This is a genomic window from Amycolatopsis acidicola, from assembly GCF_007713735.2.
Taxonomy (GTDB): Bacteria; Actinomycetota; Actinomycetes; order Mycobacteriales; family Pseudonocardiaceae; genus Amycolatopsis_E; species Amycolatopsis_E acidicola.
Genome location: NZ_VMNW02000013.1, coordinates 1 through 23,233 on the forward strand (window position 1 = coordinate 1; position 23,233 = coordinate 23,233).

Annotated in this window: 23 protein-coding genes; 13 read left to right on the forward strand and 10 right to left on the reverse strand. The window is 69.6% G+C overall.

Going from position 1 to position 23,233, the window contains the following annotated elements:
- The first annotated feature begins 36 nt into the window (after positions 1 to 36).
- Positions 37 to 315: a hypothetical protein gene (locus tag FPZ12_RS11555; RefSeq protein WP_166462694.1), complete on the forward strand. Its 279-nt coding sequence runs from the start codon at positions 37 to 39 to the stop codon at positions 313 to 315.
- Positions 316 to 444: 129 nt separating this feature from the next.
- On the opposite strand, the gene FPZ12_RS11560 is transcribed toward FPZ12_RS11555, so the two are convergent.
- The gene (locus FPZ12_RS11560) at positions 445 to 1,281 is read right to left on the reverse strand and encodes a hypothetical protein (RefSeq protein WP_144758070.1); all 837 of its coding nucleotides are present in this window, start codon (positions 1,279 to 1,281) and stop codon (positions 445 to 447) included.
- 161 nt (positions 1,282 to 1,442) lie between these two features.
- Here FPZ12_RS11560 and FPZ12_RS11565 point away from each other — a divergent pair, with 161 nt between their 5' ends.
- The 3 genes from FPZ12_RS11565 to FPZ12_RS11575 all read left to right on the forward strand — a co-directional run bounded on the left by FPZ12_RS11565 (position 1,443) and on the right by FPZ12_RS11575 (position 5,190).
- Positions 1,443 to 2,471 carry a DNA polymerase IV gene (locus FPZ12_RS11565; protein WP_144758071.1) on the forward strand — a complete coding sequence of 343 codons (1,029 nt, stop codon included), beginning with the start codon at positions 1,443 to 1,445 and terminating at the stop codon, positions 2,469 to 2,471.
- Positions 2,472 to 2,554: 83 nt separating this feature from the next.
- Positions 2,555 to 3,841: an MFS transporter gene (locus FPZ12_RS11570; protein ID WP_144758072.1), complete on the forward strand. Its 1,287-nt coding sequence runs from the start codon at positions 2,555 to 2,557 to the stop codon at positions 3,839 to 3,841.
- 38 nt (positions 3,842 to 3,879) lie between these two features.
- Positions 3,880 to 5,190 (forward strand): amidase family protein, encoded by a 1,311-nt coding sequence (locus FPZ12_RS11575; RefSeq protein ID WP_144758073.1) that lies wholly within the window; start codon positions 3,880 to 3,882, stop codon positions 5,188 to 5,190.
- A gap of 9 nt (positions 5,191 to 5,199) precedes the next feature.
- On the opposite strand, the gene FPZ12_RS11580 is transcribed toward FPZ12_RS11575, so the two are convergent.
- The 4 genes from FPZ12_RS11580 to FPZ12_RS11595 all read right to left on the reverse strand — a co-directional run bounded on the left by FPZ12_RS11580 (position 5,200) and on the right by FPZ12_RS11595 (position 10,575).
- Positions 5,200 to 6,294 carry a coiled-coil domain-containing protein gene (locus FPZ12_RS11580; RefSeq protein ID WP_208025829.1) on the reverse strand — a complete coding sequence of 365 codons (1,095 nt, stop codon included), beginning with the start codon at positions 6,292 to 6,294 and terminating at the stop codon, positions 5,200 to 5,202.
- Positions 6,295 to 6,362: 68 nt separating this feature from the next.
- Positions 6,363 to 8,357, reverse strand: a complete 1,995-nt coding sequence (locus tag FPZ12_RS11585; protein ID WP_144758074.1) for an SDR family oxidoreductase — start codon at positions 8,355 to 8,357, stop codon at positions 6,363 to 6,365.
- A gap of 106 nt (positions 8,358 to 8,463) precedes the next feature.
- Positions 8,464 to 9,156: a class F sortase gene (locus FPZ12_RS11590; protein WP_144758075.1), complete on the reverse strand. Its 693-nt coding sequence runs from the start codon at positions 9,154 to 9,156 to the stop codon at positions 8,464 to 8,466.
- Between the two features lie 3 nt (positions 9,157 to 9,159).
- On the reverse strand, positions 9,160 to 10,575 hold the full coding sequence (locus FPZ12_RS11595) for an MSCRAMM family protein (RefSeq protein ID WP_144758076.1): 1,416 nt from the start codon (positions 10,573 to 10,575) through the stop codon (positions 9,160 to 9,162).
- A gap of 248 nt (positions 10,576 to 10,823) precedes the next feature.
- On the opposite strand from FPZ12_RS11595, the gene FPZ12_RS11600 reads away from it, so the two are divergent.
- Both FPZ12_RS11600 and FPZ12_RS11605 read left to right on the forward strand, forming a co-directional pair.
- Positions 10,824 to 11,654, forward strand: coding sequence for a Bax inhibitor-1/YccA family protein (locus tag FPZ12_RS11600; protein WP_144758077.1), 831 nt, complete (start codon positions 10,824 to 10,826; stop codon positions 11,652 to 11,654).
- A gap of 283 nt (positions 11,655 to 11,937) precedes the next feature.
- Complete coding sequence (locus tag FPZ12_RS11605; RefSeq protein ID WP_243769797.1) at positions 11,938 to 12,561, forward strand: LppU/SCO3897 family protein; 624 nt, start codon at positions 11,938 to 11,940, stop codon at positions 12,559 to 12,561.
- 40 nt (positions 12,562 to 12,601) lie between these two features.
- Here FPZ12_RS11605 and FPZ12_RS11610 read toward each other — a convergent pair whose 3' ends face one another.
- Entirely contained in the window at positions 12,602 to 13,822 is a 1,221-nt protein-coding gene (locus FPZ12_RS11610) for an acetyl-CoA C-acetyltransferase (RefSeq protein WP_144758079.1), read from the reverse strand.
- Positions 13,823 to 13,985: 163 nt separating this feature from the next.
- On the opposite strand from FPZ12_RS11610, the gene FPZ12_RS11615 reads away from it, so the two are divergent.
- The 5 genes from FPZ12_RS11615 to FPZ12_RS11635 all read left to right on the forward strand — a co-directional run bounded on the left by FPZ12_RS11615 (position 13,986) and on the right by FPZ12_RS11635 (position 19,097).
- Positions 13,986 to 15,362 carry a cystathionine beta-synthase gene (locus FPZ12_RS11615; protein WP_144758080.1) on the forward strand — a complete coding sequence of 459 codons (1,377 nt, stop codon included), beginning with the start codon at positions 13,986 to 13,988 and terminating at the stop codon, positions 15,360 to 15,362.
- Positions 15,363 to 15,483: 121 nt separating this feature from the next.
- A complete protein-coding gene (locus FPZ12_RS11620; RefSeq protein WP_144758081.1) occupies positions 15,484 to 16,797 on the forward strand; it encodes a DUF4064 domain-containing protein in 1,314 nt (437 codons plus the stop codon).
- Positions 16,798 to 16,925: 128 nt separating this feature from the next.
- Complete coding sequence (locus FPZ12_RS11625; protein WP_144758082.1) at positions 16,926 to 17,432, forward strand: hypothetical protein; 507 nt, start codon at positions 16,926 to 16,928, stop codon at positions 17,430 to 17,432.
- Between the two features lie 10 nt (positions 17,433 to 17,442).
- Positions 17,443 to 17,874 carry a hypothetical protein gene (locus FPZ12_RS11630; RefSeq protein WP_144758083.1) on the forward strand — a complete coding sequence of 144 codons (432 nt, stop codon included), beginning with the start codon at positions 17,443 to 17,445 and terminating at the stop codon, positions 17,872 to 17,874.
- A 65-nt stretch (positions 17,875 to 17,939) separates the two neighbouring features.
- Positions 17,940 to 19,097 carry a cystathionine gamma-synthase gene (locus tag FPZ12_RS11635; RefSeq protein WP_150980288.1) on the forward strand — a complete coding sequence of 386 codons (1,158 nt, stop codon included), beginning with the start codon at positions 17,940 to 17,942 and terminating at the stop codon, positions 19,095 to 19,097.
- A 15-nt stretch (positions 19,098 to 19,112) separates the two neighbouring features.
- Here FPZ12_RS11635 and FPZ12_RS11640 read toward each other — a convergent pair whose 3' ends face one another.
- Positions 19,113 to 19,391 (reverse strand): hypothetical protein, encoded by a 279-nt coding sequence (locus FPZ12_RS11640; protein ID WP_144747976.1) that lies wholly within the window; start codon positions 19,389 to 19,391, stop codon positions 19,113 to 19,115.
- 77 nt (positions 19,392 to 19,468) lie between these two features.
- Here FPZ12_RS11640 and ilvA point away from each other — a divergent pair, with 77 nt between their 5' ends.
- Positions 19,469 to 20,686 (forward strand): threonine ammonia-lyase, encoded by a 1,218-nt coding sequence (gene ilvA, locus FPZ12_RS11645; protein ID WP_144747975.1) that lies wholly within the window; start codon positions 19,469 to 19,471, stop codon positions 20,684 to 20,686.
- 12 nt (positions 20,687 to 20,698) lie between these two features.
- Positions 20,699 to 21,175 (forward strand): Lrp/AsnC family transcriptional regulator, encoded by a 477-nt coding sequence (locus FPZ12_RS11650; protein ID WP_208025830.1) that lies wholly within the window; start codon positions 20,699 to 20,701, stop codon positions 21,173 to 21,175.
- On the opposite strand, the gene FPZ12_RS11655 is transcribed toward FPZ12_RS11650, so the two are convergent.
- The 3 genes from FPZ12_RS11655 to FPZ12_RS11665 all read right to left on the reverse strand — a co-directional run bounded on the left by FPZ12_RS11655 (position 21,151) and on the right by FPZ12_RS11665 (position 23,141).
- Positions 21,151 to 21,951 (reverse strand): MBL fold metallo-hydrolase, encoded by an 801-nt coding sequence (locus FPZ12_RS11655; RefSeq protein ID WP_144747973.1) that lies wholly within the window; start codon positions 21,949 to 21,951, stop codon positions 21,151 to 21,153. The two genes, FPZ12_RS11650 and FPZ12_RS11655, sit on opposite strands and share 25 nt — an antisense overlap.
- A gap of 74 nt (positions 21,952 to 22,025) precedes the next feature.
- Entirely contained in the window at positions 22,026 to 22,523 is a 498-nt protein-coding gene (gene greA, locus FPZ12_RS11660; RefSeq protein WP_144747987.1) for a transcription elongation factor GreA, read from the reverse strand.
- A gap of 195 nt (positions 22,524 to 22,718) precedes the next feature.
- Positions 22,719 to 23,141, reverse strand: a complete 423-nt coding sequence (locus tag FPZ12_RS11665) for a DUF4307 domain-containing protein (protein ID WP_243769798.1) — start codon at positions 23,139 to 23,141, stop codon at positions 22,719 to 22,721.
- Positions 23,142 to 23,233 lie beyond the last annotated feature (92 nt).

The window sequence follows — 23,233 nt, forward strand, 5'->3', positions numbered from 1 at the left end:
GCCCACCCACGCCCCCGGGCGGATAGGGTGCCTGCCATGCCGAGTGACGAGCTGATCCGCGACCGCGTGGAGGTTCTCCGCGCCCTGGTGCTCGCCGCCGGGCATCGCCACGAGTTGCTTGAGGCGTTGTGGCAGGTGAGCGACGACGGGGAGGCGCGCGCGGCCGTGCAGCGGGTGCTCGGCGTGACCGAGGAACAGGCGCTCGCGGTCCTCGACCTGCAGCTGCGGCGGTTCACGCCCGCGCAAGTCGCCGCGCTGCGGACGGAACTCGCGGAGCTCGAAACCGCTGGTCAGCCAGATCCACCCGCACCGTGAGGAAAACCGTGCCAGCCAAGAGATCGTCCGCGGGTACGGCCAAGCGAGCCGCCCGCCGGTTTCGAGCACGTACCGCCCAGGCATGACCCGGCTGCCCTGACCACGATCGGGTGCGAGCCCAGCCGGAGCTCAGTGATGGGGTTTGTGGGACTTCCCGCCGCCGTCGTGCTGGTTGCCCTGGTTCTTCTGACCGGGACGCCCGGCCGTGGGCCAGTTGGCCGGGGCCGGAATCTGTGCCGGAACGCGCGCGGCCACCGGCGCCTGGGGCGCCTTCTTCGTGGTCGGCGCGGCCGCGGCCTTCTTCTGCGTGGTCGTCGGCAGCTTGCCGCTGATCTGCCCCTGATCCGGCTGCCGCTGGGCGGTCGTCGCCGGTGCCGGGATCTCGGCGGTGCCGGTCGGCGTGGATGACCCGAGCAGCGCGACCTGCCCGCCCACCGGGGCGGAGAGGTCGGCCAGCGAGTCTCTCGCCGCGCCCTGGCCGGGAACGGGACCCGCGTTGGCCGGGCCCTGGTGGTCGGGAGTCTGCGCGCTGGCGAGCGCCCAGCCACCGACGAGGACCGCGCCGGCGAACGCCAGGCCCGCGATCTTCCGGCCGGTGCGGCTCTTTTCCTTGACTGGCTCGGCAACCGCGGGTTCCACGATCGGCAGCGCGTCGACAGCCGTGGTTTCCGCGGCAGGCGCGAGCAATCCCGCGAAGGCGGACTCGTCGTAGCGGTACTGGATCAGGACCGTGTCGTCCTCACGCGCCGGCGCATCCGGCCGAACGGAAGTGAAAGGCTCCGCGACGAGTCCCGAAAGCGTGCCGGACTGCGCGGGGATCGGCACTTCGGCCAAGGTGCCGTCGAACTGCCCTTCGGCGCGGCTCCGCCGGTGCGGTGTACGGCTCGGGCGGGCGCCGTTGCGGGCGAGGAGCTCGGCCACCGTCGTGCCGGACGAGGTGTCGAGGCTATGGGTCGCGGTCGTCACAGATCGTGCCCTTCCTGATCCTTCGTCTGGGTGAGTCAGCCTAACCCGCACCGGATTTGTAGTCGGCCGCGGGCGACCGGCGCCACCCTACCGTGTGATGCGTCACTCCAGGGCGGGAAATCCAGGCGGCCCTCGGCCGAATCCGGCCCCATACTGATCGCGTGCCCGAGGACTGGATCCTGCACGTCGATCTCGATCAGTTCATCGCCGCCGTCGAGGTGGCGCGGCACCCTGAGCTGCGCGGACGCCCGGTCGTGGTCGGTGGCGTCGGGGATCCGACACAGCGTGCCGTCGTGGCCACGGCGTCCTACGAAGCGCGCGAGTTCGGCATCCAGTCCGGCATGCCCCTGCGTACCGCGGCTAAGCGCTGCCCCGACGCGGTATTTCTGCCCGTGGACAAGCCCGCGTACGAAGAGGTCTCCGAACGGGTGATGGCGACCTTGCGCGAGCTGCCCGTCGTGGTCGAGGTGGTCGGCTGGGACGAGGCGTTCCTCGGCGCGCGGACCGACGACCCCGAGGCGCTGGCGGCGGAGATCCAGCGCCGGGTTCGCGAGAACACCGGCCTGTTCTGTTCGGTCGGCATCGGCGACAACAAGCTGCGCGCCAAACTCGCCACGGGATTCGGGAAACCGGCCGGCGTTTACCGCCTCACCCAAGAAAACTGGGGCGAGGTGATGAACGCGCGCCCCACGGAAGCGCTGTGGGGCATCGGCCGCAAAACCGCGAAGAAGCTGGCGGAGCTGGGCGTGGAAACCGTCGAGCAGCTCGCGCGCAGCGATCCGGCGGACCTGGCCAAGCGCTTCGGGCCGACGATGGGGCCGTGGTACCGGATCCTCGCGCTCGGCGTCGGCGACCGTGAGGTCACCGCGACCCCGTACGTGCCGCGCTCGCGCAGCCGCGAGGTGACCTTCCAGCAGAACCTGACCGACCCGGCGGACATCAGCCGTGAAGTGGCGGCGCTCGCCCGGCGCGTCACCGCGGACGTCGTCGCCGAAGGGCGGCCGGCTGTGCGCGTTGCCGTGAAAGTGCGCTTCGCGCCCTTCGTGACTCAGACCCGGAGCGCCACGCTGCCCGCACCGACGAGCGACGGCGACGAAATCGAGCGAGCGGCACTCGAGGTGTGGTCGCGCTTCGAGGACAGCCGCCCGATTCGGCTGTTAGGAGTAAGGGCCGAATTCGAATCCGCCTGAAACATCCCTTTTGCCGTCAATGGTGGAAACTAATCACCGGTAAGAGTGGTTCGGCGAGAGTTGTCGAAATAGGGTCTACAGGCATGGCAGAGTCGTCATCCGGCACCGGCGCGCGTCAGCGCCTCACGTCCGACCAGCGGAACTCGTTCCTCGCCGCCGTGCTCGGCTGGACGATGGACGCGTTCGACTATTTCATCGTCGTCTTCGTCTACGCCGATATCGCCAAGAGCTTCGGGATGGCGAAGGCCGACGTCGTTTTCATCACCACCGCCACGCTCATCATGCGGCCGGTCGGTGCGCTGTTGTTCGGGCTGTGGGCGGACCGGGTGGGCCGCCGGATCCCGTTGATGGTCGACGTCATCTTCTATTCGATCGTCGGTTTCCTCTGCGCCTTCGCGCCGAACTTCACGGTGCTGCTGATCCTGCGGCTGTTGTACGGGATCGGCATGGGCGGCGAATGGGGGCTTGGCGCCGCGCTCGCGATGGAGAAGATCCCGGTCAAACGGCGCGGGTTCTTCTCGGGAATGCTGCAGGAGGGTTATTCCTTCGGTTATCTGCTCGCGTCGCTGGCTTCGCTCGTCGTGCTCGACTGGGCCGGATTGTCGTGGCGCTGGCTGTTCGCGCTGAGCGTCATTCCCGCGTTGATCAGCCTGATCATCCGGTCGCGGGTGAAGGAGTCCGAGGTCTGGCAGTCGGCGCAGGAGAAGATGCGGCTCACCCGCACCTCGGTGAAGGACATCCTGCTCGACCCGAAGATCATCCGCCGGTTCATCTACCTGGTCGTGCTGATGACGGCGTTCAACTGGATGAGCCACGGCACCCAGGACGTGTACCCGACGTTCCTGTCCGCGCACACCAACGGCGGCGCGGGCCTGTCCGCCACGACGGCCACGTGGATCGCGGTGATCTACAACATCGGCGCGATCATCGGCGGGCTGGTCTTCGGCTCGCTGTCGGAACGCTTCGGCCGCCGGTACACGATCGCCTTCTGCGCCGTGCTCGGCCTGCCGATCGTGCCCTTGTTCGCCTTCTCCACGACGGCGGCCATGCTGTGCCTCGGCGCGTTCCTGATGCAGGTCATGGTGCAGGGCGCGTGGGGCGTGATCCCGGCGCACCTGACCGAGATGTCGCCGGACGCCATCCGCGGGTTCTACCCCGGCGTGACGTACCAGCTCGGCAACTGCCTCGCCGCCTTCAACCTGCCGATCCAGGAGTCGCTGGCCGAGAGCCACGGGTATCCGTTCGCGCTGGCCGTGACCATCATTCCGGTGCTGATCGTGGTGGCGGTGCTGACGCTGGTCGGCAAGGAGGCGAAGGGCATCAGCTTCGGCACCGACCGCACCGCCACGGCACCGGCCGCGATCGACTGAGCACGCCACGGGCGATCTCCCGGCGCTAGAGTTCCGGCATGGTTGCTGCCGAATGGGCCGAAGGCGTGCGCGCGGGCCGGGTCGATCCTGTTGCGCTGACGGAAAAGGTGCTGCACGGGATCGAAGCGGCCGACCGCGTGGTCGGGGCGTTCCGCAAGGTCCGGGCGCAGCAGGCGCTGGCCGAAGCGCAAGCGCTTGCGACCCGGTCCGACCTCGGTGAGCTTCCGCTGGCCGGGGTCCCGGTCGCGGTCAAGGACGTCGCGGACATCCGTGGTGAGTACGCGTCGTGGGGCTCGGCCGCCGTACCGGAGCGGCCTGCCGCCGAGGACGGGGAGATCGTCCGCAGGCTCCGTGCCGCTGGCGCGGTGATCGTCGGCCTGACGCGGGTGCCCGAGCTGTGCATCTGGCCCATGACCGATTCGCCGGAGGCCATCACGCGCAACCCGTGGAACCCGGCCTACACCGCGGGCGGGTCGTCCGGCGGCAGCGCGGCCGCGGTCGCAGCGGGCCTGGTGCCCATCGCGCACGGCACGGACGGGCTCGGCTCGATCCGGCTGCCGTCGGCGATGTGCGGTCTGGTGGGGATCAAGCCCGGAGCCGACCTGTTGAGCGAAAGCGGTTGGTACGGCATGTCGGCCCACGGCAGCCTCGCGACGACGGTCACCGACGCCGCGCTACTGCTGTCAGTCCTCGCGAACCAGCCGGAACTGGCGGGGCTCACCGAGCCGGGTCCGTTGCGGGTCGCCGTGTCGACCGATCTGCCGCTGACACACGCCCCGGTCCCGAAGGCGTTGTGCGACGCGGTGTTCCACACGGCGGACGTCCTTGCGGCACAAGGACATTCCGTCGAACGGGCCACGCCGGACTACGGGGTGGAGGCGACGCTGGGCATCGCCGCGCGCTGGTTCGGCGGCCCGTCGGAACAGGCCGACGAACTGGACGAGCAGTTGTTGCAGCCACGGACTCGCGCTCAGGTGCGGTTCGGCCGGGTGCTGCGGAAGGCCGGGCTGATCAAGCCGGGCACGAAGGAGCGCTGGCTGGCGCGGGCGAACAGGTTCTTCGAGGACTACGACATCCTGCTGACCCCGGCGCTGGCCACCCTGCCGCCCAAGGCGGAACGCTGGCACACCCGCTCCTGCCCGGCGAACGCCCTGCCGTCCATTCGCGTGGCGGGCTTCGCGGGCTTGTGGAACCTGGCGGGCTTCCCGGCGATGACGGTGCCCGCTGCACGGCATCCGAATGGACTGCCGATCGGGATCCAGCTCGTGACCACCCCGCGCGGCGAGTCTCGGCTCTTGGGCCTGGCGGCCCAGCTCGAACGCCTCAACCCCTGGCCGCGCTTGCCCTGAGGCGCCTGGTCAGTTCCGCTTCGTCGTGCCTGCGGGCTCCGGCCTGTCGGACGGCGCCTTGCCGTTTCCGTCGCCGTTCTCGGACGGCGTGGCCGGCTTCGTCTCGGGCTTCGTCGCGGACGGCGAACGGGTGGCGGCCGAGGTCGCGGGCCGCGTGGTGGTGGACGTGGCGGGCTTGGTCGGCGGGTCGATCGCCTCGGTCGCCCGCGCCATGTTCACCACGGACTCGTCCTTGAGCGGTTCGAGCGAGGCCTGGCTGCGGGCGAGTACCTCGTTCGCCCGGCGGAGCCGCGACGCGGCCTGCTCGCTCAACCCGTTGAGCCGCTGAACCTTCCGGTCGGCCTCGCTCTCGCGCTGCTCGGCCTTCGCCGTCGCGTCCGAGACCAGCTGCTTCGCCCGCGCCGTCGCTTCGTCGACCAGCCGCTTCGCTTCGGCCGTCGCCTCGTTGATCCGCCGCTCGGCCTGGTTCTTGCTGGCCGTCTGCTGATCGGCGACGTGCTTCTCGAGCTGGGCCCGCTGCGAGTTCATGGACGTCTCGAACTCGTGCTCGATGGTGCGCCGCTTGCGCTCGGCCTCGATGTCCATCGCGGTGCGCCGCTGCGCCGCCTCGGTGGTCAGCCTGCGCACCTCGTTCTTGGTCGAGTCGAGCGCGTTCTTGTGCTCCGCTTCGAGCGCCTCGGCGTGCGTTTCGAGCGCGGAGATCAGCTTCTGGTAGCGCTCCCGGAGCCGGCTCGACACGTCCGTGCTCTTCGCCCAGTGTTCCTCGGCGGCGACCTGCGCCCGGCTCACGATCTCCTCGGCGCGCGCGTTCGCCAGGTCGACGGTGCGCTGCATCCGCTCGTCGAGGTCCTCGACGCGCTCCGGCGGCCGCTTCAGTTCCTCCACCCGGTTGCGGAGCCGGGTGATTTCCGCGCGCGCGTTCTCCAGCTCACGCGACATGGTGCTCGCCTGTGCCCGCGCGGCATCGCGATCGGCCATGACCCGCCGCAGGTTTACCTCGACATGGTCCAGGTACTGCAGCACCTGACCGCGGTCGAAACCGTGCCACACCTGGTTGTATTCACGCTTCAGCGGGAGGAGGGCGTTGTCTCGCTCGGGAACCATACCGACGAAGGTACCCGGGTACAGGGTGTTAGTGCTGTCAGGTCAGCTCGTGTCCGAGCTTTTTGGACTCACCAGTGGAACCCGCGAGTGAGTCGGATCAGCCTCGTCGCCGCCTTGGACAAGTGCAGTTCACCCTTGCCCAGCTTGAGCTGTCCGGAGCCGCCCGCGGCCGTCGAGTCGGGGAAAATCCGGTACCCCTCATACGCGACCGCGTCGACGAGCCCGGGCAGCAGCGCGTAGGCCGCCTGCATCAGGTACCCCTCAGGGGTACCGATGTGTTTCGGGCGTTCCTTCAGTGCCCGCAACACCATGTCCGCGGCCTGCGTCGGTGACTTGGTCGGGAACGCGTCGTAGATCTTGGTCGGCCGGATCATCGGCGTGCGCACGAGTGGCATGTGGATGGTGGTGAAGGTGATCCCGTCACCGTGCGTCTCCGTCGCGGCGATCTTGCTGAAGTAGTCCAGCGCCGCTTTCGATGCCACGTAAGCGGAAAACCGGGGAGCGATGCCCTGGACCCCGATCGAGGACACGTTGACGATGTGCCCGAACTTGCGTTCGGACATGTGCGGCAGCACGGCGAGGATGAGCCGCACGGCGCCGAAGTAGTTGATCGCCATCGCGCGCTCGTAGTCGTGGAACCGGTCGTAGGAGAGCTTGATCGACCGGCGGATCGAGCGGCCCGCGTTGTTGACCAGCATGTCGATCCGGCCGTGCTCGACGAGGATCTGCTTGACCAGCTTGGTGATCGCCTCCTCGTCGGTCAGGTCGACGGGGTAGACCGACGCCGAACCGCCCGCCGCGACGATCTCGTCGCGGACCTCCTCCAGTTCGTGCTGCCGCCGCGCGACGAGCAGCGGGACGCCGCCCTCGGAGGCCACCTTCAGCGCGGTGGCGCGCCCGATGCCCGACGACGCGCCGGTGATGATCACCCGGCGGCCGTCGAGCTCACCCCGGCTTCCGTGCTGCCGGGCGCGGAACGGGTCGAGGTGCTCGCGCCAATAGCGCCACAGCACCGCCGCGTAGTCCTCGAGCCGCGGCACCTCGACGCCGGAGGACGCGAGTTCCTTCCGCGTCGCGGCCGAGGCGAACACCGACGGGAACGACATCGTCTCCAGCAGTACCGGCGGGATGCCAAGGCGCGCCAGGAAAGCGTCGCGGGCGAGGGAAACGCCGGGCACGTGCTCGGTGAGTTTCGCCAGCCGCAGCAGCCCTTTCGACAGCCGTGGCTCCAGCTCGGCGTTGATGGTCGGCGCGCCGGCGGCCTTCGCGAAAGCGTTGTAGACACTCACCACGGACTGCGGTTCCGGGCTGACGAGGTGGAACGCGCAGCCGTCGAGGCCGGGCCTGCCGGCCAGTTCCAGCAGCGCCTTCGCCACGTAGTCGACCGGGACGATGTTCGTGTCCCCGAGGTCCGGCCCGACCAGCGGCACGTTCGGCAGCCCGTGCAATTTGTCGATCGCGGTGAACAGGTAGTAGGGACCGTCCACTTTGTCCATCTCGCCGGTCTCCGAGTGGCCGACCACCACGGCGGGCCGGTACACCCGCCACGGCACCTCGTGCTGCTGACGCACGATGCGCTCGGCCTCGAACTTCGTGCGGTGGTAAGCGGTCGGCAGCCGCTGGCCGATGTCGAACATGTCCTCGGTGAACACGCCCTCGTGGTCCCCGGCGACGGCGACCGAGGACACGTGGTGCAGACAACCCGCGTCGACGTCCGCGGCCAGCTCGACGACGTTCCGCGTTCCGTCCACATTGGCGCGGATGCTGGTCTCGTCGTCGGCGGTGATGTCGTAGAGCGCCGCGAGGTGCACCAGGTGGTCGATCCGGCCGCGAAGATCCTCGCGGACCTCGTCGCCCACGCCGAGCCGCTCGGCGGAGATGTCCCCGGTGACCAGCGTGACCCGCTCGGGATGGGGCCACGTGGCGACCAGCTTCTCGAGCCTGGTGCGGGAGGCCTCCCGCACCAGGAGATAGACCCGCTCGGTCGTCTCCCGCGCGAGGAGTAGCCGGGTGAACTGGCGACCGATCAGGCCGGTCGCGCCGGTCACGAAATAGCCGGGCATGGTGCACCTCTTCGCCGCGTCCGTGCAGAATCACTGCGCATTCTGCTGCACCGGCGGTGCGGAGACCACCGCCGTCCCGCACAGGCACCCGTTCAGCCGTCCACCGTCAAACCGGGTCGGCGACCGCGACCCGGTTCTCGTCGTAGCCCTCCGCGCCGCCGATCCATTCGCCGCCGCACGTGACGAGCACGAGCCGGTGGGATCCGGTCTGGCCGAACAGCTCGGTCGCGCGCTGCGGCAGTTCGTCCTTGTGCAGCGTGACGAGCTGCGAGATCCGGTACGGCACCGGTTTGCCGTCGGCGTCCGCGACGGTGATCTCCTGGCCGATCCGGGCGCTCCACAACGACGCGAACGGACCCGTTCGGCCACCCCAGTTCACGTGGCCCGCCAGCACGCTGGCGCCGCGCGGCGCGTTCAGCTCCGCGCCCCACCAGGCCGCTTCGTCGAGGTTTTTCGGCACCGGGAGGACTCCGCCGACCACCTCTTGGCGCACCAGCCGGGCGGTGCTGCCGTCCGCCAGCCGCACGGTGCCCGGTGGCTGGGCCGTCTGCGTCCGCGGTGCCGTCGACGTCGGAGGCGCGGAACTCGTGGGCGCGTCCTGGGTCGGTCGGGGAACCACCGGCGCAGGAGTTGTCCCGGCGTTCACCGAGGCGACGGCGGCTTGCACCGGCTGGGGGCTGCCCGCGATGGCCGTCGTCGGTGGCCGGATCAGCCCGGCGGCGATCAGCAGCCCCGGTAGGAGAAGGCTCGCCACACCCAGCAAAAAGGGCGTGGCGAACCTGCCGTGTCGCGACTCCATCGCTCAGTTCCGGCCGAACCGGCGGCGCGCCAGGAACCCGACCAGGCCGGTGCCCAGCAGGGCCAGCCCGCCGACAGCCGCGATGCCGAGCGGCGACGTGGTCGTGGTGGTCGACGCGCGGAACACGGCGGTCGGCGGATCGGCGCCGGCCGGAATCGCCGTGGGCACCTCGTTCGGCGAGTTCTCGATGGTCAGCGCCAGCGTGTCGCCGGGCTGGACCGTGCCACACGCGGAAGGCGGATCTTCCGGGTTGAAGGCGTCGTCGTAGCCGGCCGGAGGACTCACCTCGACGACACAGATCTCTTGCGGTGTCTGGAGATCCGCCACCGCGGCCTCGCCGGAGTCTCCCGCGGTCGTGAGCACGGCGGGCTTCCCGTCCGGGCCGACCAAGGAGTCACCGCTCTGGCCCTTCGCCGGAGACGTCTTGTCCTTGGCCGTCAGCCGCAGCGCGACCCCGCTGATTCCCTTACCGCTCTTGGCATCGAGCTTCGCGATGTGCACCGCGCCCGGTTTCGTGCGTGCCGTCACGCTCGCCTTCGCGGTCAGCTGCTTCTCGCCGCCGGTCGACACCACGCGCTGGGTGTCGACGTCGACGGGAGCCTGCACGTACGGCTTGTCGGCAGGACCCGCGAGGGTGGCCGTGGCGCTCGGCTCGGTGCCGGTGGGCGTGACCTCAACGGTCGCGGTGCCGTCTTTGCCGGTGGTCAGCGACGCCTCGTCGGAGCCGCCCTTGACGGTCGCGTCTTTCAGCTTCAGGGACACGGGCACGTCGGCCATGCCGTTGCCCTTGGCGTTGTGCACGGTGACCGTCCACTTCGCCGCGGTCCCGATCGTCTGGGGGTCTTTCGGCGCCGTGACCGAGGCCGTCCACGGGCCGCGGTTCGCCTCGGCGTCGGCGGTCAGCTGCTGGACGGCCGTCCGCGCGCCGGCCGGGAGCTTCGCGAGATGGAAGGGCGCGTCGTAGGCGATGTGCCGGAAATCGTTGGCGGGGTTGAGATCGTCGTGCCCAGCGCGGGCCGGCGAGGTCCAGGAATGCAGCAGGTGAGCCAAAGCCGCGGCCTCGTCCGCGTCGGTGGTGTCGCCGTAGCGCAGCAAGAGATACGAGATGTTCGCCGCGATGTTGGGTTCGAGCGCGTCACCCCATTTGGTCCGCAGCTCGTCGCCCGGCTGGTACTGCTCGTCGGTGTCGGGTGCCTTGTATTCGAACTGCACGCAGAAGACCTGCTTGCCGTTGACCAGGTAGGAGCCGAGCCAGTCGCCGGACCTCGGCTTGCCGCCGTAGGGCTGCCCCGGGGTGACCAGGCGGCCGGTCTGTTCGCGGAACTCGGCCGACGCGGGCGCCGCCAGTGTGGTCGTGGCCAGTGCGCCGAGCAGGCAGACCGCCAGAACGCCCAGCAGGGCACGTGGTGTCCTCCCCATGAACTGCCGTCTCCTTCGCGTATCGTCCCCCGACGACGGTTCCGGGTGACCAGGCGGACACCCCATGTGAGGGTCACGGGAAAGAGGTTCATGGACAATCCGCTGAAGTGCTGATTACCGCCGTCTATGAGTGCCACGGCGCGGGCAGGCCCTCGAGCGTGGGTAAAGTCGCCTTTACTTAACGGGAACCGGTCTGCGGTCCCCGCCGTTAGACCTGATGCAGGTGCCAGGAGATCCGGAGGATCAAGGTGCGTTCCACGAGCAACCCCGCGTTCCGCAATCTGCCCACCGGCCGGGCTGCGGGATACGGTCAGTACGGGCCCAGCGTGGGCTTCAACCAACCGCAGGGCGGCGTGCCCGGTTACGGCATGCCGCCGGCGCCCTCAGGTGCCGCCGATCGCCCGATGACGGTGGACGACGTCGTCATCAAGACCGGTATTTCGCTGGGCGTCGCGCTGGTCACCGGTGTGCTCGCGGCGGTGTGGGCGATGGGGCAGGTCTCCGCCGACAACGTCGGCGTCGTCGGAGCCGTGATGGGCGTGTCCGTCCTGATCGGCCTCGTGCTGTCCCTGGTGATGATCTTCAAGCAGAAGCCGAGCGGGCCGATGACCCTGGCCTACTCGGCCGTCGAGGGCGTCTTCCTCGGTGCGCTCACCGGCATCTTCGAGCTGGTGTACCACGGCATCGCGCTGCAGGCGATCCTCGGCACGGCCGGGGTGTTCATCGCCATGCTCGTGGTCTACAAGACCGGTGCCGTGAAAGTCACGCCCAAGCTGACCAAGTGGATCATCGGGGCCACCGCCGGCGTCGTCATCCTGATGCTGGCCAACCTGGTGCTCGCGCTGTTCGGCGTGAACATGGGGCTGCGCGACGGCAGCACGCTGTCGATCGTCTTCAGCCTCGTCGTGATCGGCATCGCGGCGTTCAACTTCCTGCTCGACTTCGACATGGCCGACCGGATGATCCGCGAGGGCATGCCGTCGAAGTGGGCGTGGTTCGCGGCCTTCGGCCTGATGACCACGCTGGTCTGGCTCTACCTCGAGATCCTCCGGCTCCTGTCGTACCTCCAGAACGACTAGCGCCTGCAGGCTGAAGCAGGGGACGTTCGGTAACCGGCCGAACGTCCCCTGTCTGTTTTTCCACTGAATCGGAGGTATGTGCCTCCGGAGTTGCTTACGCGGTGTTAGATACGGACACCTGACGTCATTTCACATTTGTGAGGTTCGTGTGTCCGTTCCCCCTCAGCCGGGACAACCTGGTCAGCCGGCGCCCTACGGCGGTGCCCCTGCGCAGCCCGGCGGGTTCCCCGGTCAGCCCGCTCCCACCGGTCCGCCGCTCGGCGCTCCGGGACAACCGGGTGGCATGCCCGGCCAGGGCTTCCCGCCGCCCGGTCCGCCCGGCGGGTTCCCGCCTCCCGGCCAGCCCGCCGGCAACTTCGGCCCGCCGCCGGGCGCGCCGATCAAGCCGTCGAACGTCAAGCGCTGGCTGCGCCTCGGTATCGGCCTTGTCGTCGTGATCGGCGTCGGGATCGCCGTGATCATCGGTTCGACCTCTTCGCCGGACAACGCGGCGGAAGGGGATTGCCTCAACGTCAAGGAGTTCCGCAAGGGCGCCGAGCCGGACAAGGTCGCCTGCACGGACCCCTCGGCGAACGTGAAGGTCGGGGTGAGGCTCGACGACGACAACGGCAGCTGCCCCAGCGGCGACTACGACGAGTACTCCGTGAGCGGCCGGTCCTCGGGGTACAAGCTCTGCCTGATGTTGAACGCGCAAGAGGGCGAATGCGTCGCGAACGTCCTCAGTAACACCACGGCCGGCTACAAGCGGGTCGACTGCGCGGACCCGACCGCCGAGGTGAAGATCCTCAAGGTGGTCGACGGCCAGGCCGACGAGGGTGCCTGCGACGGCACGGACGCCGACGGCGCGCTCACCTACTCCAAGCCACCGACCACGATCTGCGCGTCCCAGACCGAGGGCGCCGCCTGAGGCGAAAGCCCGGGCGCGCCGGAGCGCCCGGGCTTTCCGCTCAGCTGAGCCGTTCCAGTACCATCGCCATGCCCTGGCCGCCACCGACGCACATCGTCTCCAGGCCCCACTGCTTGTCGTGGTGCTGCAGGGAGTTGATGAGCGTGGACGTGATCCGGGCGCCCGTCATGCCGAACGGGTGGCCGACCGCGATCGCGCCACCGTTGACGTTCAGCTTGTCGAGGTCGATGCCGAGGTCCTGGTACGACGGGATGACCTGCGCGGCGAAGGCCTCGTTGATCTCCACGAGGTCGATGTCCCCAGTGGACAGTCCCGCCTTCGCGAGCGCCTTCTTCGACGCCTCGACCGGGCCGTAGCCCATGATCTCCGGGGAGAGCCCCGAAACGCCGGTCGACACGACCCGCGCCAGGGGGGTCAGGCCGAGCTCCTTCGCCTTCGTGTCGGACATGACCACCAGTGCCGCGGCGCCGTCGTTGAGCGGGCAGCAGTTGCCCGCGGTGACGTGGCCGTCGGGCCGGAAGACCGGCTTCAGCCCCGAAACGCCTTCCACCGTCACGCCGGCGCGAGGCCCGTCGTCCTTCGCGACGACCGTGCCGTCGGGCAGCGTGACCGGGGTGATGTCCTTGGCCCAGAACCCGTCGGCGATGGCCTTCTCGGCGAGGTTCTGCGAGCGGACACCGAACTCGTCCATCTCCTCGCGGGAAACGTTCTTCAGCCGCGCCAGGTTCTCGGCGGTCTGGCCCATCGCGATGTAGACGTCGGGGATCTTGCCGTCCTCACGCGGGTCGGTCCACGTCTCCGAACCCTCGGCCGCGGTCTTCGCGGTGCGGGCCTCCGCGTCGGCGAAGAGCGGGTTGTGCGTGTCGGGCCACGAGTCGGAACTGCCCTTACCGAAGCGGGAGACGGTCTCGACCCCGGCCGAGATGAACACGTCGCCCTCGCCCGCCTTGATCGCGTGCAGCGCCATCCGCGTGGTCTGCAGGCTCGACGAGCAGTACCGGGTGACGGTGCAGCCCGGCAGGTGGTCGTACCCCAGCTCGACGGCCACCGCGCGGCCCATGTTGAAGCCCGACTCGCCGCCGGGCAGGCCGCAGCCCAGCATCAGGTCGTCGATGTCCTTCGGGTCCAGCTGCGGGACCTTGTCCAGCGCGGCCCGGACCATCTGCACGGCCAGATCGTCGGGGCGCAGGTTCACGAGCGAGCCCTTGTTCGCACGCCCGATGGGCGAGCGGGCTGTCGACACGATCACGGCTTCGGGCATGGCGGGACACTCCTTCGGGTCAAGCTAAGCGGGTGCTTACCCATATCCTGCCCTGTCCGCCGCGCCGGGCAAAACCCGAACGCGACGGGCGCCACCACGCCGTCGAGCCACCATCGCGACCGAACGCAACGGGAGCATCACGTTGACCGTTTAGGCTGACCGGGTGGATTACGTCGAGCATGTCGTCGACCTCGTGGGCAACACCCCGCTGGTCAAGCTGAACGCGCTGACCGAAGGCCTGCAGCCGCTCGTGCTGGCCAAGGTGGAGTACCTCAACCCGGGCGGCAGCGTGAAGGACCGCATCGCGCTGCGGATGGTCGAAGCCGCCGAGAAGTCCGGCGAACTCCGCCCCGGCGGCACGATCGTCGAGCCGACCTCCGGCAACACCGGGGTCGGCCTCGCCATGGTGGCCCAGCGCAAGGGCTACCACTGCGTTTTCGTCTGCCCGGACAAGGTCAGCGAGGACAAGCGCAACGTGCTCAAGGCCTACGGCGCCCGCGTGGTCGTCTGCCCGACGGCGGTGCCGCCGGAGCACCCGGACTCCTACTACTCCGTGTCCGACCGGCTCGTCGAAGAGATCGACGGCGCGTGGAAGCCCAACCAGTACGCCAACCCCGAGAACCCCGCCAGCCACTACCACTCCACCGGCCCGGAGCTGTGGCAGCAGACGGAAGGCCGGATCACGCACTTCGTGGCGGGTGTCGGCACCGGCGGCACGATCTCGGGCACCGGCCGGTACCTCAAGGAGGTCTCGGACGGCCATGTCAGCGTCGTCGGGGCCGACCCCGAGGGCTCGGTGTACTCGGGCGGCTCCGGCCGTCCCTACCTGGTCGAGGGCGTCGGCGAGGACTTCTGGCCGGAGACCTACGACCGCACGGTCGCCGACGAGATCATCGCGATCTCCGACGCCGAGTCCTTCGAGATCACCCGCAGGCTGGCGCTCGAAGAGGGCCTGCTCGTCGGTGGCTCCTGCGGGATGGCCGTCGCGGCGGCGCTGAAGCTCGCGAAGCGGCTCGGCCCGGACGACGTGATCGTGGTGCTGCTGCCGGACGGCGGCCGCGGCTACCTGGGGAAGGTCTTCAACGACCAGTGGATGTCGTCCTTCGGCTTCCTCTCCCCGGACCAGTCGGGCGCCACGGTCGGCGACGTGCTCCGGGCGAAGACCGGCACCCTGCCGGACCTGGTGCACACCCATCCCAACGAGACCGTCGCCGAGGCGGTCGCGATCCTGTCCGAGTTCAACGTCAGCCAGATGCCCGTGGTCAGCGCCGAACCGCCGGTCATGGCGGCCGAGGTGGTGGGCGCGGTGATCGAGCGCGACCTGCTCGAAGCCCTGTTCACCGGCAAGGCGAACCTCGCCGACCGCCTCGACCGGCACATGTCGGCCCCGCTGCCCACGATCGGGGCCAGTGAGCAGGTCAGCGTCGCGATGACAGCGCTTTCCGGAGCAGACGGCGCACTCGTCCTGCTGGACGGAAAACCGGCCGGTGTGGTGACCCGGCACGATCTGCTGGGTTTCCTCGCCGGGCGCCGAGGGTAGACTTATCGCCCTTTTCGTTCGGGGCGTTACGAGCGTCCCCTGGTGGCATCCGATAGCGTGTGCCGCCAGTAGACAAATTTTTGTCCTCAACAGTCCTCGTCAAGGGGGGTTCAAGACCCGCATGAGCGCTCCGCAGCCGCCGAATCAGCCCTGGGGTGGCGGACAGTCACCGCAGGAGCCGCCGAGCGGCCCTCAGCAGCAAGACAGTCCGTTCGGCTCCTCCGAGCCGACCCAGGTGGTACAACCCGGCCAAGCACAGCCGACCGGCAACTTCGGGGAGACCGCCGAGCCGACCCAGGTCGTCCAGCCGGGCCAGCCCGGCGAGCAGGGTGCGTCCGGCGCGACCCAGGCCGGGGGCGGTGAGGGCCCGGGTGCGGAGTCGACGCAGCTGGTTCCCCCTGGCTCCCAGCCACCGCCCTCCATCCCGTACGCGCCGCCGCCCAGCGCGGCGGACAACCCCGCGGCGATGGGCCAGCAGCCCCCGCCCGGATTCGGGCAGCCCGGTGGGTTCGGCCAGCAGCCGCCGCCCGGGCCGTACGGCCAGCCGCCCCAGCAGGGCTTCGGCGCGCCGGGCGGCCAGCCCGGTGGCTTCGGCGGCCCGCCTCCCGGTGCTTACGGCGCCCCGCAGTACGGCGCTCCGGCCGGCGGCGGTGGCGGCAACACCCAGCTGTTCGGCTGGATCGCGGCCGGTGTCGCGGGCCTGCTGGGCCTGATCGGCGCCATCCTCGCCTTCACGTTGATGGGCGACCTCGGCGGCTCTTCGAGCAGCAGCGGCGCCTACGACCAGTGCATGAGCTCGATGCAGCAGCTCGGTGGCAACACCAGCATCTGCGAGAGCTACAAGGAAGCCGACAGCCAGACCACCGAAGCGTGGATCTACGTGATCATCTTCGCGGTCGCTTCGCTGGCCGCGGTCGGTGGCGCGGTGCTGCTGTTCCTGAAGAACAAGCTGTCCGCGTGGGTGCTCGCCGCCAGCGGTGCGCTCCTGCTGATCTTCTCGATCATCTTCCTCGCGAGCCTGGGCAACCTGACCCGCGCGGTGTTCGAGCTGATCTTCGGCATCGTGATCGCGGCGATCGGCGCGCTCGGCCTCGTCGCGGCCACGAAGCAGTTCGTCGGTCTCGACGGCGGCCCGTCCGGTGGTGGCTTCGGCGGCCCCGGCGGCTTCGGGGGCCCGCCCCCCGGTGGCGGTTTCGGCCAGCCGGGTCAGCCCGGTGGCTTCGGTCAGCCGCAGCAGTACGGTCCGCCCAGCGGTGGCTTCGGCCAGCCTGGTCCGTACGGCCAGCAGCCCGGTGGCCCGACGCCGACCAGCGGCGGGTTCCCGTCGCCCGGCTACGGCCAGCCCGGCCAGCAGCCCGGTGGTTACGGGCAGCCCGGCCAGCCCGGCCCGTACGGCCAGCCGCCGCAGCAGCCCGGTCAGCCGCCCCAGTGGTGACCAGCTGAACAACCCGATGCCCCCGGCCACGAGGCCGGGGGCATCGTTGTTTCGCGAACCTCATCCGGAATGTGCCCGGCGCCGCTAAAGTGTGCGGACCAGCCTTGTGCTCGCCATCTGGGGGCATAGTGACCACTCCGTACGGCCAGCAGGCCGCACTTCGACGACCCAGTGGCGGGACGGCCGTGCTCGCGGGCCTGCTGGCGTTGGCGCTCGCCGGCGTGCTCGGCTACCTCCCGGTCCGCACGTTCATCGACTTCGGGATCAACGACCTGCCGGACAAGGCGAAGATCGTGCTCGGGCTCTACCTCGGTGCCGCGCTGCTGCTGTTGATCGGCGCGCTGGTCACGTTCTTCCGCGCGCTCGCGGGCGGAGTGCTGCTGATCCTGGCCGCGCTCGCCGCCATCGGGGCGGTGGTCGCCGAGCCGCTGCTGCTCTTCCCCGGGCAGTTCACCCAGTTCTTCAAGGCCGTGTTCCAGCTCCAGCTCGACGACTCGTGGGTGCGGATAGCGGGCGTGGCAGGCGGTTTCGTCGTGCTGGTGCTGTCCGTCCTGCCTGCGACGTTCCGCTATCTGCGCTATCGACCGGCGGATCCGGGTTACCCCGTTCAGCCCTGTCCGCCGCGGGCCTGGTAGTTGATTGACCATGTCTTCGCAGTCCTCCCGCGGGGGCGGTACCGGGATCCCCGCCGCCGTGCTCGCGCTGCTCGGCGGGATCTTCCACCTCATCGGCGTCGCGGGCGGGGCGGTGATGCTGGCCGGGGACGACGATCTCGGGCGCGCGCTGCTCACGTTCCTGTTGCACGTGCTCGTGGCGGGAGTGCTGATCACCGGCGGGGTGGGGCTGATTCTCGCCAAACCGTTCGGCCGGACGTGGACCATCGGCGGCGCGGTGCTCGCCTTGCTGCTGTACGTGTCCGTGCTGGTACTGGGGTCGTTCGGGGTGTTCTTCCTCGGCCTGGCGGACAAGACGATCCCGGTCGGGTACACCGCGCTGTTGTGCCTGCCCGCGGTGGCGACGCTCGTGCTCGCCAGCGTCCGGCCGACCGCACGGTGGGTGACCAGCGGCTGGTCGTAAGGCCGGCCGCTTCCCCACCACCGCCCTCAGCGGACACGCTTCGCGCGACGGTTTACATTCGAGCCATGACCCACGACACCTCTGCGTTCGGTTTCGAGACCCGTGCCATCCACGCTGGTCAGGAGCCTGACCCGCGGACCGGCGCGGTTATCGTGCCGATTTACCAGACCTCGACCTACGCGCAGGACGGTGTCGGCGGCACCCGCGAGGGTGACTACGAATACTCACGGACCGCGAACCCGACCCGGACGGCGCTCGAGCAGCAGCTCGCCGCGCTGGAGGGGGCCCGGCACGGCCTCGCGTTCGCCTCCGGCATGGCCGCCACCGACGCCGTGCTCCGCGCGACCCTGCGCCCCGGCGACCACCTCGTGCTCGGGAACGACGCGTACGGCGGCACGTTCCGGCTGATCGACAAGGTGCTCAGCCAGTGGGGCGTCGAGTACACCGTGGCCGACCTCGCCGACGTGGAAGCGGTGCGGGCCGCCGCCCGGCCGGGGACCAAGCTGATCTGGTGCGAGACCCCGAGCAACCCGCTCCTCGGCATCGCCGACATCCCCGCGCTGGCAGGCGTGGCCCACGGCGTGCACGCGCGGCTGGTCGTGGACAACACCTTCGCCACCCCGTACCTGCAGACGCCGCTGGCGCTGGGCGCGGACATCGTCGTGCACTCCACGACGAAGTACCTCGGCGGACATTCCGATGTGGTCGGTGGCGCCGTGCTGACCAATGAGGACGACCTGCGCGAGCAGCTTTTCTTCCTGCGCAACGCCGCGGGGGCGGTGCCGGGCGCGTTCGACGCGTGGCTGACCTTGCGTGGCGCCAAGACGCTGGCGGTGCGCATGGAGCGGCACTGCGACAACGCGGAGCGTGTGGCCGAGGCGCTGGCCGCGCACCCGAAGGTCGCGCAGGTGTACTACCCGGGTATGGCCGGGCACGCGGGCCACGAGGTGGCCGCGAAGCAGATGCGGCGGTTCGGCGGCATGGTCTCGTTCCGGCATGTGGACGGTGAGCAGGCGGCACTGGACGTGGCCTCACGCACCTCGCTGTTCATCCTCGCCGAGTCGTTGGGCGGGATCGAGTCGCTGATCGAGCACCCGGGCCGCATGACGCACGCCAGCACGGCGGGTTCGATGCTGCAGGTGCCCGCGGATCTGCTGCGGCTCTCGGTGGGTATCGAGGACGGCCGCGACCTCGTCGAGGATCTCCGGCGGGCGCTGGGCTGATGAGCGGCCGGCTGATCAGGGGCGGTAGCTGTCGTCCGTGATCTGGCCGGAGGAGTGGGTCTGCGAGCGCAGCTGGGCGAGATCCGAGCTGTCCACGCAGCCACCCACGAGCTCGACGTGGTTGTCGTGGCGGATGTACTGCGCCGGGTCGCCACAGGCGGCCCTGTCGACGGTGTAGAACGCGGCGCCCGTCAGAGCCAAGGCCGAGGTGACCGCCGCGACGAGAGGCAGGACCCCGGCCGAACGAAGGGCGCGCCGGCTGCCGCCGTCGGCCGTACCGCTCCGCCTTCGCATGGTTACTCCCTGGTTCCCGGTCCTGACCGCGTCCAGGGTACCGAAAGCGGTCCGGCCGGGGTGGCATGATCCCGGTTATGCGTTTGGTGACCTTGGACCGGATCCTCGAGGCGCGTGCGCTCCTCGAGGGGATCGTCCGCGTCACCCCGATGGAACACGCACGGGATCTGGAAAAGGTTCACGGCACCCCGGTGCATCTCAAATGCGAGAACCTGCAACGCACCGGTTCCTTCAAGATCCGCGGCGCGTACACGAGGATTCACGGGCTGAGCGCCGCTGAGCGCGAGCGTGGCGTCGTGGCCGCGAGCGCGGGCAACCACGCGCAGGGCGTGGCGCTCGCCGCGTCGTTGCTGGGCATCAAGTCCACCGTCTTCATGCCCAACCGGGTGCCGCTGCCGAAACTCGCCGCGACCCGGGGTTATGGCGCGGACGTGCATCTGCACGGAGACGTCTTCGACGAGACGCTCGCGGAGGCGATCGCCTTCGCCGAGCGCACCGAAGCGGTGTTCATCCACCCCTTCGATCACCCCGACGTGATCGCCGGACAGGGCACGGTGGGTCTCGAACTGCTGGACCAGGTGCCGGAGGTCGCCACGGTGCTGGTGCCCGCGGGCGGTGGCGGGCTGGTCACCGGTGTCGCCTCCGCGGTGAAGGCTTCGCGGCCCGAAGCGCGGGTGATCGCGGTGCAGGCCGAGGGGGCCGCGTCGCTCAAATTGTCGCTGGCGGAAGGGAAACCGACCAGGGTTCCGAGTCCGTCCACGATGGCCGACGGGATCGCGGTCGGGCAGCCGGGGCCGACCACCTACGCGCACGTGGAGGCGTTGGTGGACGACGTGGTGACGGTCTCCGAGGAAGCGCTTTCCCGTGCCCTGCTGCTGTGCCTGGAGCGGCGGAAGCTCGTCGTGGAACCGGCGGGTGCGGCCGCTGTCGCCGCTCTGGTGCAGTACCCCGGGGCGTTCCGCGGGCCGATCGTCGGAATTCTCTCCGGCGGCAACGTGGATCCCTTGCTGTTGCTGCAGATCATCCAGCACGGCATGACCGCCGGTGGCCGCTACCTCGCGCTGCGTCTGCGCGTGCCGGACAGGCCGGGTGTGCTCGCGTCCGTGCTGTCGCGGATCAGCGAACTCGGTGCGAACGTGTTGGACGTGGAGCATTCACGGATTTCCGGCGCGCTCGCGCTCGGCGAGGTCGAGGTGGCGCTCAACCTGGAGACGCGCGGCCCGGAGCACTGCGCCGACGTCGCCGCCGAACTCCAGCGGGCCGGATACACCCTCGTCCGCGAGCGCATGGCGTAGGAGGTGGCCACCTTGGATTCGCTCGACGCACGGCTGCTGCTCCTGCTGACCGACGCGCCCCGGCTCGGCGTGCTCGAATGCGCGCGACGGCTCGGTGTGGCGCGCGGGACGGTCCAGGCGCGCCTGGACAGGCTGACGGAGCAAGGGATTCTCGGCGGGTTCCCGCCCGAGGTGGACATGACGGCGATCGGCTACGGGCTCACCGCCTTCGCCGTACTGGAGATCGCGCAGGGCAGCCGGCTCGAAGTGGCGGAGGGGCTGGCCGCGATCGACCAGGTCTGCGAAGCGCACGCCACCACCGGCCAGGGCGACCTGTTCGTGCGGCTCGTCGCGCGGGACCACGAGGACCTGCAGCAGGTGATCGACCGCGTGGTCGGACTGCCGGGAGTGTTGCGCACCAACACTTCCCTCGCCCTGACCACGCCGATCCCGCCGCGTGTGCGCCCGCTGCTGGAGCGGATCGCTTACGACGAAACGAAATCCAGGTAGCGCTTCGCCGAGCGCTGCACCACGTCGTGCCCGTCGGTGCGGATGACGGCGTCCCACCAGGCGCCGTAGACGGTGTCGAACCGGTACCCCGCAAGGATTTCCGCCGCGCGGCGGACCAGCGAGGGGCGTTCCGGGATCTGGTTCGGGTAGCTGTACATGAAGGCGACGTGCTTGCGGTCGGCGACCACGTTCGCGATGTCGCCGGTGAACAGCGCGCCCTTGCCCTGCTCGCCGTCGGGCCAGTGCAGCACCGTGCCGCCCGCGAAGTGGACCCCGAGGTGGACCAGGGTGAGGTCCTCGGCGACCCGCTTGGTCTCCCCGCCCCAGAACTCGATCGCGGGATCCGGGCGCCCCACCCATTCCCGGTCCTTCTCGTGCAGGTAAACGGGAACGTCGAAGGCGTGCGCCCAGTCCACGACGGTCGCGTAGTAGTGCGGGTGGCTGATCGCGATCCCGGTGAGCCCGCCGAGTCCGTTGATCTTTTCGATGATCTCGTCGTCGAGGTAGGGGGCGCAGTCCCAGAGGAAGTTGCCGGAACCGGCCGAAATCAGCAGCGCTCGTTGCCCGATGGCGAACTTCGGCTGACAGGCTATGCCGAGCACGCCCTCGCCCTCTTCCTGGATGAGGGCGGTGTGCTCCGCGCGGAGAGACCGTAGATCAGTCCATTGCTGGCCGGACCGCGGCACCCACTGACGGTCGTCCTCGCAGATCGGGCAGTCGGGCCTCGGCGACGCGTACTGCATGCCACAGGTGGCGCAGATCGGAAGGGAGTCCATCCGCCAACGCTAGCGCGCCCGCGGCGCCGGGCAGCGGGCTTTTCCCGGTGGGAAAGGGCCCGCTGCCCGTGAGCTCAGCCCTTGTAGGGCACGGCCTTCACCAGCGTGACCTTCTGGCTGCTGCCGTTGGGCAGGTCGTACTCGCGCGACTCGCCTTCCTTGGCGCCGAGCAGGGCCTTGCCCAGCGGCGATTCGGGGGAGTACACGTCGAGCTCGCCCTCGGCGCCCTCTTCGCGCGTGGCGAGCAGGAACTGCTCGTCCTCGTCGTCACCGTCGTAGCGAACGGTGAGCACCTTGCCCGGCTCCGCGATTCCGTCGTTGGCGGGGGCCTCGCCGACCTTGGCGGAGCGGAGCAGCTCCTGCAGGTGGCGGATGCGCGCCTCGGCCTGCCCCTGCTCCTCGCGGGCGGCGTGGTAGCCCCCGTTCTCCTTGAGGTCGCCCTCTTCCCGGCTGTCGTTGATCCTCGCGGCGATGACCGGACGATTCTCGATCAGTTCGTCGAGCTCGTGCTTGAGCCTGTCGAAGGCTTCCTGGGTCAGCCAGGTCACCTGGGTGTCGCTCACGGTCACCATCTCCTCGTTGTGCCTGCCGGGCATGGGTATACAAGCCGGCGGCCTCACTGACTGGCAGCCAGCGAGGCTGAGATAAAGGAAAAACACGGCCCGCATGGGCCGTGCCGGTAGACCAGGATAGCACGCAGCAAGCGCCGGAGGCCGCCCGTTTTGGTCGGCCCCGGACACTCGGCGCGGGTTTCACCCCGTTGGCCGCTAGCTGCTTGACAAATACCCTGGTACGTCGTAGGAGCAACCGAACACGTCCGCCGTGACCGGCCGGTCGATGCTGCGCACCACGGTGGTTTGCATGCTGTGGTCGTCACCCGCCGGGACGTAGACCTCTTTGCGCCCGCTTTCCGCGCCCGTGATGTCCTGCAGCTTCACGATGCAGACGCCGGGTTTGGACGGGTCGTCCCTGGTCACGTTGATGGTGACCGACATCGCGTTGCCGGGCTGCTCGGAGAAGCTCGTCCGGTCCGCCTCGATCGGCGCCGGGCCGAGATTGACGTACGCGATCCACGCGACGGCGCAGCTGACCACCAGCGCGAGTGCCGTCCACAGCCGGCGAAGCCAGCGCTTCTGCGTGCGTGCGCGCACCGGGCCGTATCGGCCTTCCGGCAGCGCGCGTGTGCTCAACAGGGCCTCCTGATCGGTCTTGTCGTACCCCCGGGGACAATGGGGTCCAGGTCGAGTATCCGTCAGGCGCGGAATAGCGGTGCAGAAGGGGT

Bases quoted from the DNA above. Each gene is read 5' to 3' on its own strand.
- FPZ12_RS11555 (WP_166462694.1), top strand. From the start codon at position 37: ATGCCGAGTGACGAGCTGATCCGCGACCGCGTGGAGGTTCTCCGCGCC.
- FPZ12_RS11570 (WP_144758072.1), top strand. From the start codon at position 2,555: ATGGCAGAGTCGTCATCCGGCACCGGCGCGCGTCAGCGCCTCACGTCC.
- FPZ12_RS11575 (WP_144758073.1), top strand. From the start codon at position 3,880: ATGGTTGCTGCCGAATGGGCCGAAGGCGTGCGCGCGGGCCGGGTCGAT.
- FPZ12_RS11580 (WP_208025829.1), bottom strand. From the start codon at position 6,294: ATGGTTCCCGAGCGAGACAACGCCCTCCTCCCGCTGAAGCGTGAATAC.
- FPZ12_RS11585 (WP_144758074.1), bottom strand. From the start codon at position 8,357: ATGCCCGGCTATTTCGTGACCGGCGCGACCGGCCTGATCGGTCGCCAG.
- FPZ12_RS11590 (WP_144758075.1), bottom strand. From the start codon at position 9,156: ATGGAGTCGCGACACGGCAGGTTCGCCACGCCCTTTTTGCTGGGTGTG.
- FPZ12_RS11595 (WP_144758076.1), bottom strand. From the start codon at position 10,575: ATGGGGAGGACACCACGTGCCCTGCTGGGCGTTCTGGCGGTCTGCCTG.
- FPZ12_RS11605 (WP_243769797.1), top strand. From the start codon at position 11,938: ATGCCCGGCCAGGGCTTCCCGCCGCCCGGTCCGCCCGGCGGGTTCCCG.
- FPZ12_RS11610 (WP_144758079.1), bottom strand. From the start codon at position 13,822: ATGCCCGAAGCCGTGATCGTGTCGACAGCCCGCTCGCCCATCGGGCGT.
- FPZ12_RS11620 (WP_144758081.1), top strand. From the start codon at position 15,484: ATGAGCGCTCCGCAGCCGCCGAATCAGCCCTGGGGTGGCGGACAGTCA.
- FPZ12_RS11630 (WP_144758083.1), top strand. From the start codon at position 17,443: ATGTCTTCGCAGTCCTCCCGCGGGGGCGGTACCGGGATCCCCGCCGCC.
- FPZ12_RS11635 (WP_150980288.1), top strand. From the start codon at position 17,940: ATGACCCACGACACCTCTGCGTTCGGTTTCGAGACCCGTGCCATCCAC.
- FPZ12_RS11640 (WP_144747976.1), bottom strand. From the start codon at position 19,391: ATGCGAAGGCGGAGCGGTACGGCCGACGGCGGCAGCCGGCGCGCCCTT.
- ilvA (WP_144747975.1), top strand. From the start codon at position 19,469: ATGCGTTTGGTGACCTTGGACCGGATCCTCGAGGCGCGTGCGCTCCTC.
- FPZ12_RS11655 (WP_144747973.1), bottom strand. From the start codon at position 21,951: ATGGACTCCCTTCCGATCTGCGCCACCTGTGGCATGCAGTACGCGTCG.
- greA (WP_144747987.1), bottom strand. From the start codon at position 22,523: ATGGTGACCGTGAGCGACACCCAGGTGACCTGGCTGACCCAGGAAGCC.